Raw genomic sequence first — 17,472 nt, forward strand, 5'->3', positions numbered from 1 at the left:
AGCACCTGGTTCACGACAAACGCCGCAGGCGCACGACCAACGCCACCGGCACCTGCAACGCGACAGGATCGAAATGGGCGCCGGCCGGAATATCGGCCGGGTCGAGCATGGGTTCGCACACCGCTTCGATGGCCAACCCGAGCGCGGCACAGGCCGCGTGCCAGTGGCTATACAGATGTTGGGTGTGGCGCACCGCATAGTGCTTGCCTGCGGATTTGAAATCGCGACGCCAACCCAGCGCTGGCCCAATCGGATGCACATCACTGCACAGCACCCAACCGCCGGGCCGGGTGACACGGCGCAATTCCGCCAGTACCGGAGTCAACTGCGGCAGATGTCCGATGGCCAGCGCACACAGACTCAGCTCGACGCTGGCATCGGCCAGCGGAAGCGCCTGCAGACACCCTTCGCGCAAGCTGTAGCGGCTGTCCTGTATATCGGCCAGTTCGCATGCCGCGCGCGCCAGCATATGCGCGGACAGGTCCACACCGGTGACGTGCATCGCGCCGCGCCGCAACGCATGCAGCAGGTAGCGCCCGCTGCCGCAGCCTGCGTCGAGCACGCGCTGGCCTTGCAGCGAGGCCGGCAGTAACCCCAGCATCGCGCGCTGCTCGGCTTGCATCACTGGATTGTGCGCGTGTGCCGGATAATGTTCCGCCCACAGTGCATAGGCGTCGAGCGGATCCAGGGTTGGCATCGCGCTCATGCCAGACAGGCCTTGGACGATGTGATCTCGTGCAGATGCGACGGCGCGCTCAGCAACGCCAACCCCGGCTCCAGTGCGAGCAACGCAGGGTCGGCCAGGTCAGCCGCCAGCAGTTTGGGCACGCCATCCAACGTCACCGGCACCGTCTCCACGCCAGCGGCGGCAAACCAGTCGGCGAAATCCGGATCGGCGATTTGTGGGCGTCCATCGCGCACGACCGCACGCAATGCGCTGCGTGTCAGGCCGACCAGACTCTGCGCCGGTGCGCCACCGCAGTCGGCCACGATCACCAGATCGGCGTGCGCGCCGGGCGTCAGGCAGCCGCGTCCAGGCAGACGCAGAATGTCGGCGGCGGCAACGGTCGCCAAGCCCACGGCCTGCGTCGCATCCAGGCCATGGGTTGCGGCCAAACCCAGGTCGTCGAGTAAATCGCGCCCACCACTCAGACGCGAATCGCTGCCCAATGCCAGACGTCCTGCCGCGCACAGGCGTTGCGGTGTCAGGGTTCGACCGAGCAGTGTCAGGTTGCTCGATGGACACCACACCACCGCCGCGCCGCAGGCGATGACGCGCGTAATATCCGCCTCGCTCAGGCCCACGCCATGGATCAGCACGCTGTTGTGCGCCAGGCAACCGCGTCGCTCCAACTCGGCCAGTTCGCTGGCGGCCACCGCATCGGTGCCTTCGGCCAGGTGGATCATCCAGGGCCAGCCTGCGGCAGCCGCGGCGGCGAAACTCGGCAGCAGTGGTGGACCGTAGGCAGGTCCGTGCAAGGTGTAGGCCCAGCCGAAATCGCGCAGCAGCGCGACCGGAAAATCGGCGGTCTCCAGTTCGGCATGCCAGGGATCGTGGTGGGCGACGCAGGTGACTCCCGCCAGCAGGTTCTTCAGTCCGCCGTGGCGCAGACGCAGCGCCTTGGGTCGTTGCAAGGCGGCGACCACGGCGGGCTCCTTGAAATGCGCGGCGAAGGCCGCGATCCAGGCATAGCTGTTGGCGAATGGCGTGCGTTGCGGCAAGGGCGGCACCGCATTGACGTGCAGATGGTCGTGGGCGTTGATCAGCCCCGGAAAAATCGTGTGCCCATGCAGCGCAATACGACACGCGCGCGCACCGACGCGCTCCACGAGACGGCCCGCGCGCAGAGCCAGCGGTGCACGCTCGGCGCCCATCGGATGGGCCAGGCGGGCACCGTACAGGTACGCTTCGGCGGCGGCGGAAGGCGCACGCATGGTTTAGCGTTTGCGCATCACGATCAGGAAGTGATCACCCATGTCGCGCAGCAACGGCCAGCCGCCGATGCGGTCGTCCAGGCGGCCAAGCCACTGGCCCACACGCGGATGGCGACGGTAGTGTTCGACCAGATAAGGCGGCGGCAGGCACAGGCTGAGTGCGCGGTAGGACTCCAGCGCGAAGTGCGGGGCGAAGGCGCGGTAGAACTCGCGCGGCAGGTAGTACCAGGTCCAGATCGTATGCCCGTTCATGCCGACCGCGGTAGCGCCGCGCGCCGCGCGCACCGTGGCACGACGCAGGCGTCCGCGCAGCAGGTAATGGCCCAGTTCCCACGGACACAAACGACCGATCACCGAAAACACCAGGCGTCCATCGCCACGCAGCAGACGCGCGCACTGCGCTGCCACCTGCGGCAAATCCGGCGCGCAATTCAGCGGGCCGAAGTTGGAATACATGCCATCGAACTCGCCCTGCACCTGCTCCAACTGCTGGATGCCGACATGCGTGGCGCTGAGGCGGCCATGCAGCGTCGGATCTTCGGCGCGGGCCTGGGTACGCGCCACCATTTGCGGCGACCAGTCGGTGGCCAGCACGCGATAGCCGAGCTGGGCGAAGGCGTAAGCATCCAAGCCGGTACCGCAACCCAGATCGATCAATCGCGAGCCGACGGGAAGCTGCGCTCTCACCGTATCCCAAAGCGTGGAACGCATTCGCTGGATCAGTGCGTTATTACCGCGTGGACCGTCGTAATCGGCAGCCACGCTGTCGAAGGCGCGCTGCGTCTCCAATAGCTGCGACGGGTCGATCGTCATCGCGCGGGCGGCCGCGCCAAGCTTGTCGTTTGCCATCACCTGCCTCTCTCCACTGCCCTAGCGACATCGTTGGGGGAAGCCGCGCAGGGCCAAACGCGCGGTCACTGAGGTAAGTGCGGGGGCGAGGCGATTTGGTTGAATTCTTCTTCGCCAGTGGCTCTATAGCGCTTGCGAGGTGGCAATGGTGTGGGAAGCGGCACATGCCTGACGCCGACGCAGCGCGTTCCTGATCACCGCAGCCAGTACACCAGTACCGCCACCCAACAGCAGTGCCAACCCCAGCACCAGCACCGGATTGGGGAATGCCGGCTGTCGCGGCACGTCGGTCGCCCACGGTGCCGAGGTGTCGTAGGTGTAACGTGGGTCGAGTCGGCTGAGTAGATCGTCGCGTTCGGCCTTGAGCGTGCGCAGAGCGGTGGTCTTTTCCGACAGCAGCAGCTGCATCAACAATTGCTGCTCGGCACTGCCCTGGGCCTGGCGTTGTCGTTGCAGCAGACCTTCCCGCTCGGCCTGAATCGCGGCCAGTGTGTCGGTGATGTCGCGCAGGCGGACAGTGCTCTGGCGTAGCGGACCAGCCTGAATGCGCTGGTGCAAGGCACGCAATTGCGCGGTGGTGGCCTCGGCCAGCAGGTGTGCCTGTTGCGGCGCATCGGCGCGCAGGCTGAGCTGGATCAGGTTGGCGTAGGGGTCGGGGTCCAGTTTCAAACTGCGGCGATACAACGCGCCCTGGCGACTCTCCAGCGGCACTCCGACGCTGCGCAGGACCTGGTCCTGGAACGCACGCGTCTTGATCCGGTCGATCACGCGCTGGAATGGTTCCAGCTTGGGATCGTGTCCGGCCGGGGTCGGCCCGAATTCACCGACCTGGATCCAGGTGGTGGCCTGCCACTGACGGGGAGCGGCATACAAAAACCCCAGCGCCACCACCAGCGCGGCGAGCAGCGGCAGCAAGCACCAGCGCCATTCGCGGCGAAGGATGCGCCACAGGTCGATCAGATAAATTTCGTCGTCGTGCATTGTCGTTTGGCTCATGGTGAAGCGGTCCTCGGGGAAGCGGAAAGCGCGACTTGCACCGCATCACCGCCATCGCGGCGGTTCGGTAACAAGGCGCTGCAGACATGCAACAGCAGGCAAAGCGCGATGAAGCCAGCGTTGGTCCAGGTAAAAGCCTGCGGGGCGAACGGCGACATCACGCAGGCATAGGCGATCCGCAGAAACACCAGCAGATTGAACAGCGCCACACCGCGACCGAGCAAACGCACGCTCCACAACAAGGCGACGTACAGCGCCAGCATCGAGGCCACGGCCGCACCGGCCCCGCCAGCCAGCAAAAACGGCAGGAATTCGGTCCCCACGTTGATGTTCGGTGCGTCCAGCGGAATACCGGTGCCGGCAGTGGCGATCGAACCACTCAGCGGCACCAGTTGGTTGACCAGAAAGCTGGCGTTGACATAGTGCTTGGCCAGCAGCGCACCGAAGTTGTATGGGCCGGCGCCGATGTACAGCAACAGCCATTTGATGCCCTGCGGCGCGGCGCGGTACAGATCGCCGAACGGCAGCGCCACCGAATCCAGCGAACCGGAACGCAGCGTGCCCAGCAACGCGAATGCGGCGGTGCCAGCGCACAACAGGGCCAGTACCCGCTTCCATGGTAGCGACCGTGCTGGATCGCGCCGCAACACCAGCAGCAGGCCGACGCTGAACACCGCAGCGAACAAGCGGTTGCGATCAATCACTAGTACCGGGAATACAAAACCACCCAACAACAAGGCCGTGCGCAGACGCCGATCACGCACGCACAGCAGGCCGATGGGCGGCAGAATCCAGCACATGTTGGAGATATGCCGCACCTGCGCACGCAACGGACTCAAGTCCGCATAAGCGGAAGGGTTATGCAACAGGGGAATCGGGAACAGCAGCAGGTCCAGCAGGCAGAACAGCACCACCACGGCCGCCAGCCCGAGCGCGACAACGCCCTCGCGAGTGCCGGCATAACGCCGCGTGCGTAGTGCCGTCATTGGCGGCAGGCGAATGCCGAGCAACGCGTCCAGCAGCAGCGTCGCCAGGGCCACGGCGGCCAATAGCGCGATGCCATCCAGATACCCCGGTGGCAGATGAAAACTGAGCAGGGTCACGCCGCAACTAAATAGCAACGGCACGCCGAAATACAGCGATGGCAGGCGCAATATCCCGCTCATGCGTGTTTTGCCATCGTGCTGGAATCGGCCACATCCCGGCGTAAGCACGCCAGCAGCGACAGCCCGGCGTAAGCCAACAGATGTCCGCCCAACGCCAACGGGCGCCATCGCAGGAACGCGAGCTTGGCGGCAATGTGATGCGCCTGCGCCTGCAACAAGGTGCGACTGACCGGGTCGAACAGGCGTGCATGACGCAACGCCACCTGCCGCGATTCGGCAAGATTGGCCAGGCGGCTAGGCAAATGTCGGGTCCGGCTGGTGTTGGTCGCATGGACGCGGTACGCGCACACCGGGACATCGACAAAGCCAAGCGCATCGCGTGCGACCAGACGCAGGAAAAAATCCCAGTCCTCGATCCGCAAATCCTCGTCCCAGCCCACTGCCCCCTGCATCGCGCTGCGGCGGATCAAGACAACCGCCCCACTCACTGCCCACTGCTGGATGACCGCACGGCGAATGCCGGCTTCGCTGCGATACAAACGTTTGTCCACGCCGTGCAGGTCGCGCATGCTGCTTTGGTGCAAGGTCTGACCATGCGCATCGACCACGATGGCATCGCCAATCACCGCGGCCTTATGCGGCTGCGCGCGCAGATAGGCCACCTGCGCGCCCAATCCACCCGGCAGCAGATAATCGTCGCTGGCACCCAAGCGCAGGAACTCGCCGCTGGACATTGCCACCAGGTGATTCAGCGTCGCGGCAGTTCCCAGGTTCTCGCGCTGCCAGAAGCGCACGTGCAGGCGCTCGCCATGTTGGGCGATCCAATCGGCAATGCGTGCAGCGGTGGCATCGCTGGAGCCGTCGTCGACGATCACCAGCTCCTTGTTCGGATAGGGATCCTCCAGCACGCTGTCCAGGCATCGCTGGACAAAGCGTTCGTGGTTGAACGCTGGGATCAGCACCGAGACCAGCGGCGCGGCAGGCTGCTGCGCGTGTTTGTCCATCAGCCTAATCCTCGTAGATAACGGCGCGCCACCACCACGTTGAACAGCAGGTACACGGCATAGTTGCAGGCGAAGGCATAGGTCGCGCCGATCAAGCCCATGCGCGCGGTGAACAGATACACCAGCCCCAGGTAGCTGATCGCGAACACGCATTCGGAGATGACGAACAGGCGCGTCATCGCCTTCGCCAGCATCAGATACGACAGCACGAACGAAGCAATCTTGAGTACATCGCCAATGAGTTGCGGCGCATACAGTGACGCGGCCGCCGCAAAATCGCGGGCGAACAACACACGCGTGACCCCGTCGCGGCACAGGTAGAGCGCAATGGCCGCCGTGCTCACAGCCGGCAACACGTAGCGATAGGCACCGCGCAGTTCGCGCAGCAGATCGGTACGGGTCTGCAATGCCGCCAGTTTGGGCAGGTAATAGACGTTGATCGCCGTGGTGAAGAACAGCAGATAGGCGTCGGAGACACGACCGACCGCCTGCCAGTAACCGACCTGTTGCCAACCGAAGCGGCCGGCCAGGTGGTCGCGCACGCCGATGTTGACCAGCAACGGCAGCAACGCCGAAGCCAAGGTCATCGCCGAAAACGCCGCCAGCCGGCGGACCATCGGCGCATCGAAACGGATGCGGAACATCTCCCGACGAAAATACGGGCTGCGCCGCAGCGCTGGCAGGCCGACGCACAACCACGCCAGTTGTCCCAGCACCAACCCCAGCAACACGCCATACAGCTGCAACCAGCCTGCCAGACACGCCACCACCAGCACGCTCAGGCCCGCACCGACGACTTGGATGAAAGCCAGCCGCCGCACATCCATGAAGCCGTTGACCACGGCCAGAATGTAGTTGAGCAGCGCGATACCGAGTTGCGCCAGCGCCAACGCACAGATCAACGACTGGTAGTGCGCATCGCCGAGCAGGCGCTGCGCGATCTGGCGGCTGCACAGCAACCCGACGAGCGCCATCGCGCCGGCAGCGCACGCGGCGTAGCCCAGGGCGGTGCCCAGCAAACGCGCCAGCATGCCTGGATCGTCGCGGTACTCGGCGACGTATTTCACTACACCGGCGCCAATTCCACCGCCCGCGAGCACCGCCAGCAGCGACATCAAACTGGTGAACTGGCCGAGCCGGGCCACCCCTGCCGGACCGGCATACACCGCCACCAATTTGAGCACGAGCAAAGCCGACAGCAACTTGGCCAGCGTGGCCATGCCGCTATAGATACCGCTGCGCAGCACGTTCATGCCTGCATGTCCATGAAGGATCGACAGGCATCGATCACCAGCGTCACCGCTGCCGCATCCAGGGTCGGACCGATCGGCAGGCTCAACACCTCGGCATGCAAGCGCTCGCACAGCGGCAGATGCAGCGCATGCATGTCCGCATACGCCAGTTGATGGTGTGGTGGCGTCGGGTAATGCACCAGACATTGCACGCCACGAACCTGTAGATGGCGTTGCAGAGCATCGCGCTGCGCACAGCGCACCACGAACAGATGCCAGGCGTGGGCGGCTTCGTCGGCCACCTGCGGTAAGACGATGCCTGGATGGGCGATTTCAGCGCGATAACGCTGTGCGACCGCACGACGCAGCGCGATCTCCTCGTCCAGATAACGCAGTTTGACCCGCAAGAGCGCCGCCTGCATCTCGTCCAGGCGCGAGTTCACCCCCTGCAACAGATGCCGGTATTTGATGTCCGAGCCGTAGTTGCGCAACACACGGATCTTTGCGGCCAGGGCGTCGTCGTCGGTGACGACCGCACCGCCGTCGCCGAGCGCGCCCAGGTTCTTGCCCGGAAAGAAGCTGAAACCGGCCGCATCGCCGAAACTGCCAGCATGGCGGCCGTGGCACCGTGCGCCGTGCGCTTGCGCCGCGTCCTCGATCAGCAGCAGATCGTGCCGTTGCGCGATGGCCCGCAACGCGGTCATGTCGGCCAACTGTCCATACAGATGCACCGCCATGATCGCCCGTGTCCGCGGCCCGATTGCGCGCTCGACCTGCTCGGGGTCGAGATTGAAACTGGTCGCATCCGGCTCCACCGGCACCGGTCGCAATCGGTTCTCGCTGATCGCCAGAAAACTGGCGATGAAGGTATTGCCGGGCAGCAGCACTTCGTCGCCTTCGCGCAACCGACCCAGCGCGCAATAGCCACGCAGGATCAGGGTCAACGCGTCCATGCCGTTGCCGACACCGATGGCATGGGCATTACCGCAATAGGCGGCGAACTCCTGCTCGAATGCTTCCAGCTCTGCGCCCAATACATACCAGCCCGAATCGATCACCCGTGCCGTTGCCGCCTTCAATTCGTCGGCATAGCGTGCATTGCTGGCGCGCAAGTCCAGGAAGGGCACGATCATGGTAGATCCCACACATAGAAATCGTGGACCACCGCGCGCGCGCCGAAGCGCTCCTTTTGTTCGACCAAACCGGCGTTGAGCTCGCGTCCCTGCTGGTTGGTGGAAATGCCCAGGCTCAAGAAATCGCGCTGCACGTAGACATGTTCGATCAACTCGGCCAGCAGCAGGCTCAGCGCATCGACGCGTTTGCCCTGCTCGGAACAGGCCAGGTATTGGGTATGCACCACATGGCCGAAGTCGTACACCAAGGATGCGGCCAGCAGCGTATCGCCGTCGCGCACTTCATAGGGCACGATCTGCTCGGGGAAACGCGCACATAACAGGCGCAATTCGTCCAAGCGATGCACCGGACGGGTGTCGTGGCGGTGCAGCACCTCGCTCAGCAGCGCGTGCAGCGGCGCCGGATCGACCGTGCGCTGCACCCGTAGGCCGGCTTGGCGTGCCTTGCTGATCGAGCGACGGCGCGCGGAAGTCAAACGCGGCGGTTCGCGCAAGGCAACCGCAGAAGACAGATCGCGGCGATACAGCTGCGCACCGAGCCGGTGCAAGGCATACAAATCCTCCTCGGCCGGACTACGGTGGAACACATGCGGTACCGCCTTGTAGAACAAGCGCTGCACACCCGCGTTGCGGTAATACGCGGCAATGCGTTCGAACGCTTCCAGCGTCGCGACGGCGCGTAACCCATGGGAAGACAGCAATCCGGCATAGCTGAGGCCGGCATGGCTGACGACCTCTGCACCATCGCGATTGGCCGGGAACACCGCCACCGGCATGCCGTCGCGCTCGACCAACAGCGAGGCATCGACGAAACGTTCGGCGTGATAGTCCATGTAGCCACGGCAGTGCAGTAGGTTGCCGTTGCGCGAGGCGGCCACCAGCGCGTCCCAGGCTGGCGCATCGGCCGCGGTATAGGCCCTAACCGAAAGCATCGCTGCCCTCCCCGGCCGGCAGCGTCGCCTCGGCCACGCCGAATCCCTCGCGCCCCATGTCGTTGCCGTTATAGAACATCAGCACGCGATCGCCATGGCGGATCAGCGCCGGGTAACACAGCGTGCGCGCATCCCAACCTTCCGATGCCAGACGCAGCCCCAGCTCCTCATCACATCGCTGCCAGTGGCGACCGTCGTCGCTGATCGCCATGCCTGGAAAATAGGCACCATCGACATTGCCACGGGTGAAGTACATCAGATAGCGGCCATCGTGGCGGTAGACCCGCGGGCGGCCGATGCGGTACTCGCTGCCTTGCGGACGCAGACACACCGTGTCCTGGCGTGGAATCGCATGAAGATCATCGGTGTCCACGCAGCGGATGTGGTAGCGCGGGAACGGCGTGCCACCGATCCACTCCCAATCGTCGCCGACCGCGTACCACAGCCGCCAACGGCCATGTTCGTAGCGCGCTGTGTGCACAGCGGCGATGGTGCTGCGACCAGACGCGCGGTCCAGCAATGGCGTGTCCTGACAACGCTGGAACGAAGCGCCACCATCGCCGGACAGCGCCAGCCCGGTGAAGGCCAGGAACTTGGCTTTGGCCACCTGCTGGAACCCGACATAGAACATGTAGAGCCCATCCGGCCCCGGTACCACGTCGCCCAGGATCATGCCGTTGTCGTCGAAGCAACCAGCACGGCCAATCTCCAGTACCGGTTTGGCACTGACACTCAGCACCACGGTCGGATCGTCGGCGCGCACGTCGACGTAACCGATGCGACTGACGCCGTCGGCATCGCGAAAACCGGCATAGACCCGCAGACGTTCGGCATCCAGTCGGTATGGTGTCGGCGTCAAGGCCGCGTACGCCATCCAGCCACCGACGCCATCGCGTGCAGTGGCGAAGACCAGGCCACGTTTGTGCCAGTCGAACAGAGGCATCTCACAGGTCCACATCGAAACTCGACTTGCCGGCCACCGCGCGTGCCGGCGAGCCGACGTAGATTCGCCCTGGCTCGGTATCTCGGGTGATCAAGGCTCCAGCCCCGATCACGTTGTCGGCGGCGACCTTGACCTTGTCGCTGAGGGTGGCGTTGACCCCGACGAAGCTGCTGGTGCCGATTTCGCAATAACCGGAAATCACCGCGTGCGAGGCGATGAAGACATGCTCCTGGATGAGCGTGCGATGGCCAATGTGATTGCCACTCCACAGAATGCAGTTGGCGCATACCCGGGTGAACGGCTGCAGTACATTGCCTTCGAACACGAAACAGTGCTCGCCCATCTCCACGTTATGCCACACGAACGCACGCGAACTGACATAGCTGGCCATGCGATAGCCACGGCGCTTGGCGTCGAGATAAAAGCGTGTGCGCAATCGATTCAGCCCACTGGCGGGAATCGCCACGAAAGCCTCCACCTGCGAGGCAGGATACAGCCGCTCCAACTCCTCGTAGGGCACCACGGGCAGTCCGGCCAGGCTGGAGGCGGTGAGGTAGGCGCGCTCCACACTGAAGCCCACCACCTCGTAATCGCTATCGTGGGTGAAGTACTCGCAGGCGATCTGGGCCAACTCGCCCGCACCGATGATGACCAATGCACGCGCCACGAGCTAGGCCTCCTGCCGGCGCACACCTGCTGCTTCGCGCAGGAATTCATCGTAGTCGAGGATATAGTCGCTTGGGTCGTAGGCTTGGTCGGCCAGCACCATCAGCACACAGTCGTGGCTGAAATCGTACAGATCGCGCCAGACCATGCTGCCGAGCAGCAGGCCCTGACGCGGATCGTCCAGCACGACCTGCACCGGCCCGCTGCCATCGTCGAGCAGAAACGACACCGAGCCGTGCAGGGCCACCGCCAGTTGGTTGAGACGGCGATGCGCATGCTGGCCGCGATGCACACCGTTCCTGGTGGCGAACAGATAGTAGACGCGACGGATATCGAAAGGGACGTCGCGCTGCTGTTCAAGCGCCACGAGCAAGCCGCGCTCATCGCCGTGTGTCCGCAACTGGATGCGTTCGATTGCCATAAGCGTGCCCGGACTCGGACCCCATCACCAAGTATCCCGGTTAAGTGCCGCGGGCCTGCGGAAAGGTTGCCGACAAGGCAATTGCGGCGATGTCGTCGCGACCATGCAACCTTTTTCCGCCTCCCCGGCACCTATGCAGGACAACCGCTGCAGCGGCGCACCGCCCCATGCCACTGCCCCCGATATCGCTTCACCAGGACCAAAGCGACAAGGCCATGACTTCCACCACACAGGCCGATGCAGAAATGACGACGTCGCACGTTCCCATCGGGTCCGTGCCCTCCTCCGCCTTGCCGCGCCCGATGGTATGGCTGCACTGGCTCACCGTGCTGTGCCTGGTGTTGGCGGCCGGCCTGATCCTGCTGCGCGAAGAGCTCGATGGGCGAATGCTGCGCCAATGGCTATTGGAAGGTCATCGCCACTTTGGCCTGTTCGTCCTCGTGCTGTTCTGCGTGCGCGTGGCACTGCGCCTGCGGCTCGGCCGCAGGCATGATCCCGAGGTCGGCTCGGCGCTGATGCGCGCCATGGCGGCACTGACGCATCTCGTCCTGTACGCGCTGTTGCTGACGCTGCCGGTGCTGGGCATTGGTCTGAGTCAGGCGCTGGACAAGCCGGTGCATCTGTTGGGAGCGACGCTGCCGACATTTGTCGCAGCGGACCCTGATTTGGCCGACACCTTGGGCGCATGGCACCTTGATGCTGCCTGGGTGTTGCTCGGTCTGATCGTGCTGCATATCGGCGCAGCGCTGTGGCACCACTTCGTCCGCCGCGACGAGGTACTCAGACGCATGTTGCCGTTCCTGCCTCGCCGTTGAATCCCGTGTTGCGTTCCCCTCCTCCCCACGATCCCGCCCGTCGCCGAACCGACCAGCCCAAGGACCTATCGCATGCCTTACGTCCCGTCCGTCTTTTCCTTCTCCCGTCACGACAGGACACGCGGCGCCGAGCAAATGTTGCTGTGGTCAGCGCTCGGCTCGCTTTTACTGGTGCTTAGCCCACGTGCGGCAGCGGTTCCGGCCTTCGCGCGGCAGACAGGCTCCTCGTGCGCGGACTGCCACATCGGCTCCTATGGTCCGGCACTGACTCCCTACGGCATTCGCTTCAAGATGAGCGGTTTTACCGACAGCGACGGCAAAGGCACCAAGATTCCTGTCTCCGCGGAACTCACCGCGACCCAAAGCGTGCCCAAGCACGGCCCAAGCCCTGCGCGCTTAAGCACAGCCAACCTGTATCTGGCGGGCCGCATCACCGACAACGTCGGTGGCTATATCGAAGTCAGCACCACCAACAACGGCAACAACAAATACACCACCAAGTTGGATAACGTGGATCTGCGCGCCGTCGCCAAGACCTTCCAGGTCGGCGGCAAGGACGCGCTGGTGGGCGTGAGCGTCAACAACAATCCCGGCACCCAGGATCCGATCGGCATGCTGCCCAATGCCTCCGGCCTCGGCCCGGCATCCGCATACCCCAGTTCGACCACCTTGCTCAACCAATCCGCGTTGTCCAACCGGGTGATCGGCGCCACTGTCTACGGTCTCTACGATCGCAATTGGTATGGCGAGGTCGGCACCTACACCGCGCTGCCCGTGTCCACCCAGGACAAACTGGGTTACGACATCGGTGGCGATCCAGGCAAGCTCAGCGATACCGGCTACCTGCGGCTGAGCTACATGAAGGACTTGAAAAAACAGTTCTTCTCCGCCGGCGTGATCGCCCTGACGACCCACCTCCAGTTGCCACGCGACACCGGCCCGCGCGATACCTACACCGACCTGGGCTACGATCTGAACTACCAGTTCCTGGGTACCCGCGAACACGTGCTCAAACTCGGCTATCTCGACATCTACGAGCGCCGCCGCTACGGCAGTACGCTGTTCGACCCGACCACCCCCGGCCTGAGCAGCGCGCGCCGCGCCAGCATCCATGACCAATCGGTCAGCCTCAGTTACGCCTACCAGCAAACCTACGGCGTGCTGCTGGCGCACTTCATCAACACCGGCTCGAACGATCCGTTCCGCTATCGCCCGTATGGCGCCCCGGACACCACAAGCAATCTGGTCGTCGCCTATTGGGCGCCATTCGGTAAGGACGATTCGTTCTCTTCGATCTCCAACCTGCGCCTATCAGCGAGCTGGTTCCGTTTCAGCAAGTTCAACGGCACCACAGGTAATATTTTCGGGGCGCTGCCACCCACCCGCCCGGGTGACCTCAGCCAGTTCGCCTTGTCGCTGAGCCTTGCCTTCTGATCTCCCTCATGCCCAGAACCTCATTCATCATGAAACCGGCCAACACCATCGCGCTGTGGCGCACCCTGATCGTCGCTCTGTTGCCGCTGAGCCTGGCCCTTGTACCCGCCGCACATGCCGGCAGCGGCCCACCTGGCACTGGCGTGTTCGCCAGCGAGTGCGCCGAATGCCACAGCGCCACCGCTGGCAAGAACAAGAAAGGCCCCAGCCTGTTCGGAGTGGCCGGACGTCGTGCCGGCAGCGTGCCGGATTTCAACTATTCCGACGCCATGAAGCAAAGCCAGTGGACCTGGAGCGACGAGAAGCTGCACAGCTACTTGTCACAAACATCGTCCAAGGCACTGCCAGGCACCAAGATGAAGTACGACGGACTCGACGACGAAAAACAATTACAGGAGTTGATCTCTTATCTGCACAGCCTGCATTGAAGTCGCTGCGCGATCAGGTCATATTCGGTGGCCGGCTTGGCCGGCCATCGTGCCGTGCCAAGCTGGAAGCCCTGACCTGCGAGCATCGAGCCCCCCGTGCACTCCAGTCCCGTTTTCGTTAGCGTTTTTACCCACGCCGTTGTCCTTGTCCTAGATTGCCGCAGGCCTGCTCAGGCATGCTGAACAGGTTCTTGCAGGTCGCCACCCCATTCGTGGGACATTGGCCGGCACCGCAGCTTAAGGCCGCCGGACCTCTACTGGCGCTGACCATCGCGACCGCATCGATATCCGACGTGGCCGCTGCGAGCGATTTCGGTGGTGCCGCCGGGCTCAGCTCGCAACTGGTTGATCGCGGCATTGCACTGACCCGCGATACCAGCGTCCTGCAAGGCACGCTGTTCTGGCTGCCCGCTCCGGACTGGTCGGTGAGCGTCTCGGCCAGCTCCGCGTTGAACGCCCCGGGCAAAATCCTGATGGTCAGCGCTGGAGTGTCGCGGAACTGGACCCTGTCCGACAGTTGGCAGATGCAGGTCGAAGTCCTGCGCTACAGCTATCCCACCAATCGCATCAACCGGATGTTCAACCGCAACGAGGCCAGCCTCGGCTGGACCTACCGCGACCGCCTCAGCATTTCCCTGGCTGCGTTCCAGATGCCCGACAACGGCCTGAGGCAGCGCTGGTACGGCGCCGCCGACCTGAGCACACATCAGCCATTGATCGGTGCGCTGTCGTTGTCGGCCGGGATCGGCGTCAGTCAGGCGCCAGCGGCCATTTATGGAATGGAACACACATCGCACTACAACTACGGACACGCCGGGCTGATCTACACCACCGGCCACTGGAACGTGGAACTGAACCGAATATTCAGCAACTCCCATACCGGCTACCCAGACCACGGCCTATGGCCCTGGGTGGCCAGCGTCTCACGCCGTTTCTGATCCCGGTGCAACCTTTCCTTCCCACTTCCACACATACGTGTGTCCGTTGCCAAGTCCTCCCCCATGAACGACAACGATCTACTCGGCGATGCCACCGACCGCATGCTGCTGCAGCGTATGGCGGCCAGCGACCGCGATGCGCTGGCGCGTCTGTATCGCGCCTACCATGGGCGTCTGTGCCGGTTCCTATCGCGGTTGACCCGGCGCCCGGACATCATCGAAGAAGCCATCAACGATTGCTTCTGGATCGTGTGGCAAAAAGCCCGCGATTTTCGCGGCGACTCGCAAGTCTCGACCTGGATCATGGGCATCGCCTACCGCTGCGGACTCAAGGCGATTCGCCACCACTGCGATGACGCCATCGACGACGACGCCAACGCCGAGGACCACGTCAGCGCAGCGGATCCGGACGAAGACCGCGAACTACGCGACTGGCTAGGCAAAGGGTTGGAACGTCTATCGACCGACCAGCGCCTGGTGGTGGAACTGGTGTACGGCCTGGGCCACAAGCTGGAAGAGGTGGCGGCGATCATGCAGTGCCCGGTGGGCACCATCAAGGCTCGCCTTTTCCATGCGCGAGTCAAGCTTCGCAATGTATTGCCGGGATTGGCCGGCGACACGTCAACGCTGAAGGGGAGCGTTTCATGAAAACAGGCTGCAACGAGCCAGGCAACGAATGCACACATGCCTGGGATCTCATGCCGTGGGTGCTGCAAGGCAGCGCCACGGAAGAACAAAACGAATGGTTGGTGGCACACTTGGCCAAGTGCCGCTTCTGTAGCGCCGAGTTCGCGCAGCAGAGCCGCTTGCGTATGGCGATGTCGCTACCCAGCGATGTACCCGTGGACGCCGAAGCCGGCCTGCAACGCCTGCTGCAACAGTTGGATACGCCAGTAACGCAACAGCCAGCGCTGCGTCCGCGCTCCAGTTGGACCACACGGGCACTGGTCGCAGCGGCCCTCTTGCAGGCTGTCGGCCTGGGCGTGCTTGGCGTCAGATTGTCGGCCGATCACGACCGCGGCACCGTCTACCGCACCCTCAGCGATACCGCGCCGCCAGTGGCCACCGGGGCGATCCGGGTGGTGCCGGACGCACGCATGGCCCTGGCCGACTGGGACGCCCTGCTGCACAAGCTACAGTTGCGTGTGATCGACGGCCCCAATGGCGCTGGCGGCTACACAGTGGCACCGGCGCAGGCAAACGCCGCGGCACAGACACAACGTAACCTGCAGCAGTTGCGCGCCAGCACCGGTATCCGTTTAGCGGAGCCGATTTCCGCGCCATGACCATGCGCCTACGTCTCGTCAGCTTGCTCGCGACCTGCCTGATCCTCGCCGCTTGTGCCCACAGCGCACCCGGCGCGCTCACCGGCACGGCCCACGCCAGCAATGCGCCACTGCCGCATCAGGACCCGTCACCGGCATTGGACAGCCAGCGCCAGATCGTCCTTGCCGTCGCCAACCCGATGGCCGCGCCGAGCCGCCATGCCGGCTCGGATCTGCTCGGCTACGCTTCCGCGCGCTACTACGGCGCCGGCACCCAGGCGGTCGCCACGCTGGAGGCGTTGAATCGCCGTTACGGCCTACGTCAGGTCGCCGGTTGGCCGATCAAGGCGTTGGGCCTGTACTGCGTGGTGCTGGAACCTGCACCCGGCAGCGACCGCGAGGCACTGCTCGCACAACTGGCCAAGGACGAGCGCGTCGCGCTATCGCAGCCGCTGCAGGAATTCGGTACCTATGCAGATCCAAGCGCAGCCGCAACTGCGCCTGCGCCGAGGTCCACTTCCTCGCCACAGGCGCTACGCTACAACGATCCCTACGTGGACATGCAACGCGGCTTCGTCGCCACCAACGCCGCCGCCGCGCAGGCGTTGAGCCAGGGCCAGGGCGTTGACGTGGCAATCGTCGACACCGGCGTGGATACCGCCCATCCGGACCTGCACGGACGCTTACGCAACGTGCGCGACCTGGTCGCCGCCGATCCCACCGCGTTCAACCGCGATCACCATGGCACCGAAGTGGCAGGCATCATCGGCGCCGGAAGCAACAACCATCTGGGCATCGTCGGCATGGCCCCCAAGGCGATGCTGGACGTGTACAAAGCCTGCTGGTATCCGCAACAACCCGGCGTTGGTGCTGGCTGCAATTCCTTCACTCTGGCCAAGGCGCTGGCGGCAATCGGCGATACCCCCGCACGCATCGTCAACCTGAGCCTGGGCGGACCCGCCGACCCACTGCTGCGCAAACTGCTGGAACAACTGCTGCGACAGGGCCGCATCGTGGTCGCGGCGATGCCGCCGGACGGGCGTATGAACGGCTTTCCCGACAACACGCCCGGTGTCATCGTGGTCCGTAGCAGTGCGACCACGCCGGCACCACCGGGGGTGCTGAGCGCGCCTGGGCAGGACATCCTCACCACCCAACCCGACGGCGGCTACGACTTCACCTCCGGATCGTCGATGGCCACCGCGCACGTCAGTGGCGTGGTCGCGTTGCTGCTGGCGCTCTCGCCACATCTGGACGCGCGCAGCGTGCATGATTTACTACTGCGTACCAGCCAGCAACGCGATGGCCTGCTGCAAGTGGATGCGTTGGCGGCGGTGCAAGCCCTGCCCGGCATCCGCCGCAGCGTTCAGTGAGT

General features: G+C 64.2%; 19 protein-coding genes. 7 read left to right on the forward strand and 12 right to left on the reverse strand.

Annotated features, from left to right (window positions below):
* Positions 1-10 precede the first annotated feature (10 nt).
* The 12 genes from XANALMUS060_RS11630 to XANALMUS060_RS11685 all read right to left on the reverse strand — a co-directional run bounded on the left by XANALMUS060_RS11630 (position 11) and on the right by XANALMUS060_RS11685 (position 11,217).
* Positions 11-706 carry a class I SAM-dependent methyltransferase gene (locus tag XANALMUS060_RS11630; RefSeq protein WP_045738550.1) on the reverse strand — a complete coding sequence of 232 codons (696 nt, stop codon included), beginning with the start codon at positions 704-706 and terminating at the stop codon, positions 11-13.
* The gene (locus XANALMUS060_RS11635) at positions 703-1,935 is read right to left on the reverse strand and encodes an amidohydrolase family protein (RefSeq protein ID WP_045738551.1); all 1,233 of its coding nucleotides are present in this window, start codon (positions 1,933-1,935) and stop codon (positions 703-705) included. The genes XANALMUS060_RS11630 and XANALMUS060_RS11635 overlap by 4 nt, the downstream gene beginning before the upstream one ends.
* Before the next feature lie 3 nt (positions 1,936-1,938).
* A complete protein-coding gene (locus XANALMUS060_RS11640; protein WP_045738552.1) occupies positions 1,939-2,784 on the reverse strand; it encodes a class I SAM-dependent methyltransferase in 846 nt (281 codons plus the stop codon).
* A 123-nt stretch (positions 2,785-2,907) separates the two neighbouring features.
* Positions 2,908-3,780, reverse strand: a complete 873-nt coding sequence (locus XANALMUS060_RS11645) for a Wzz/FepE/Etk N-terminal domain-containing protein (protein WP_235430467.1) — start codon at positions 3,778-3,780, stop codon at positions 2,908-2,910.
* On the reverse strand, positions 3,777-4,946 hold the full coding sequence (locus XANALMUS060_RS11650; RefSeq protein WP_045738554.1) for a membrane protein: 1,170 nt from the start codon (positions 4,944-4,946) through the stop codon (positions 3,777-3,779). Before XANALMUS060_RS11650 ends, XANALMUS060_RS11645 begins: the two co-directional genes overlap by 4 nt.
* Positions 4,943-5,890: a glycosyltransferase gene (locus XANALMUS060_RS11655; RefSeq protein WP_045738555.1), complete on the reverse strand. Its 948-nt coding sequence runs from the start codon at positions 5,888-5,890 to the stop codon at positions 4,943-4,945. The genes XANALMUS060_RS11650 and XANALMUS060_RS11655 overlap by 4 nt, the downstream gene beginning before the upstream one ends.
* Positions 5,890-7,143 (reverse strand): O-antigen translocase, encoded by a 1,254-nt coding sequence (locus tag XANALMUS060_RS11660; RefSeq protein ID WP_045738556.1) that lies wholly within the window; start codon positions 7,141-7,143, stop codon positions 5,890-5,892. Before XANALMUS060_RS11660 ends, XANALMUS060_RS11655 begins: the two co-directional genes overlap by 1 nt.
* Positions 7,140-8,255 (reverse strand): DegT/DnrJ/EryC1/StrS family aminotransferase, encoded by a 1,116-nt coding sequence (locus XANALMUS060_RS11665; RefSeq protein WP_045738557.1) that lies wholly within the window; start codon positions 8,253-8,255, stop codon positions 7,140-7,142. The genes XANALMUS060_RS11660 and XANALMUS060_RS11665 overlap by 4 nt, the downstream gene beginning before the upstream one ends.
* Entirely contained in the window at positions 8,252-9,187 is a 936-nt protein-coding gene (locus XANALMUS060_RS11670) for a GNAT family N-acetyltransferase (RefSeq protein ID WP_045738558.1), read from the reverse strand. Before XANALMUS060_RS11670 ends, XANALMUS060_RS11665 begins: the two co-directional genes overlap by 4 nt.
* Entirely contained in the window at positions 9,174-10,124 is a 951-nt protein-coding gene (locus XANALMUS060_RS11675) for a hypothetical protein (RefSeq protein ID WP_045738603.1), read from the reverse strand. The genes XANALMUS060_RS11670 and XANALMUS060_RS11675 overlap by 14 nt, the downstream gene beginning before the upstream one ends.
* A gap of 7 nt (positions 10,125-10,131) precedes the next feature.
* Complete coding sequence (locus XANALMUS060_RS11680) at positions 10,132-10,797, reverse strand: acetyltransferase (protein ID WP_045738559.1); 666 nt, start codon at positions 10,795-10,797, stop codon at positions 10,132-10,134.
* Between the two features lie 3 nt (positions 10,798-10,800).
* Complete coding sequence (locus XANALMUS060_RS11685) at positions 10,801-11,217, reverse strand: FdtA/QdtA family cupin domain-containing protein (protein ID WP_045738560.1); 417 nt, start codon at positions 11,215-11,217, stop codon at positions 10,801-10,803.
* 245 nt (positions 11,218-11,462) lie between these two features.
* On the opposite strand from XANALMUS060_RS11685, the gene XANALMUS060_RS11690 reads away from it, so the two are divergent.
* The 7 genes from XANALMUS060_RS11690 to XANALMUS060_RS11720 all read left to right on the forward strand — a co-directional run bounded on the left by XANALMUS060_RS11690 (position 11,463) and on the right by XANALMUS060_RS11720 (position 17,470).
* Positions 11,463-12,032 (forward strand): cytochrome b/b6 domain-containing protein, encoded by a 570-nt coding sequence (locus XANALMUS060_RS11690; RefSeq protein ID WP_235430470.1) that lies wholly within the window; start codon positions 11,463-11,465, stop codon positions 12,030-12,032.
* Positions 12,033-12,167: 135 nt separating this feature from the next.
* Positions 12,168-13,466 (forward strand): cytochrome C, encoded by a 1,299-nt coding sequence (locus tag XANALMUS060_RS11695; protein ID WP_235430472.1) that lies wholly within the window; start codon positions 12,168-12,170, stop codon positions 13,464-13,466.
* Positions 13,467-13,495: 29 nt separating this feature from the next.
* Positions 13,496-13,894, forward strand: a complete 399-nt coding sequence (locus tag XANALMUS060_RS11700; RefSeq protein ID WP_045738563.1) for a c-type cytochrome — start codon at positions 13,496-13,498, stop codon at positions 13,892-13,894.
* 176 nt (positions 13,895-14,070) lie between these two features.
* Positions 14,071-14,832 (forward strand): hypothetical protein, encoded by a 762-nt coding sequence (locus XANALMUS060_RS11705; protein WP_235430468.1) that lies wholly within the window; start codon positions 14,071-14,073, stop codon positions 14,830-14,832.
* A 63-nt stretch (positions 14,833-14,895) separates the two neighbouring features.
* Positions 14,896-15,480 (forward strand): sigma-70 family RNA polymerase sigma factor, encoded by a 585-nt coding sequence (locus XANALMUS060_RS11710; protein WP_045738564.1) that lies wholly within the window; start codon positions 14,896-14,898, stop codon positions 15,478-15,480.
* The gene (locus XANALMUS060_RS11715; RefSeq protein WP_045738565.1) at positions 15,477-16,118 is read left to right on the forward strand and encodes a hypothetical protein; all 642 of its coding nucleotides are present in this window, start codon (positions 15,477-15,479) and stop codon (positions 16,116-16,118) included. The genes XANALMUS060_RS11710 and XANALMUS060_RS11715 overlap by 4 nt, the downstream gene beginning before the upstream one ends.
* 2 nt (positions 16,119-16,120) lie before the next feature.
* Positions 16,121-17,470 (forward strand): S8 family serine peptidase, encoded by a 1,350-nt coding sequence (locus tag XANALMUS060_RS11720; protein WP_045738605.1) that lies wholly within the window; start codon positions 16,121-16,123, stop codon positions 17,468-17,470.
* Positions 17,471-17,472: the final 2 nt, after the last annotated feature.

Source organism: Xanthomonas sp. MUS 060, from assembly GCF_000963215.1.
In the GTDB taxonomy this organism is placed as follows: domain Bacteria; phylum Pseudomonadota; class Gammaproteobacteria; order Xanthomonadales; family Xanthomonadaceae; genus Xanthomonas_A.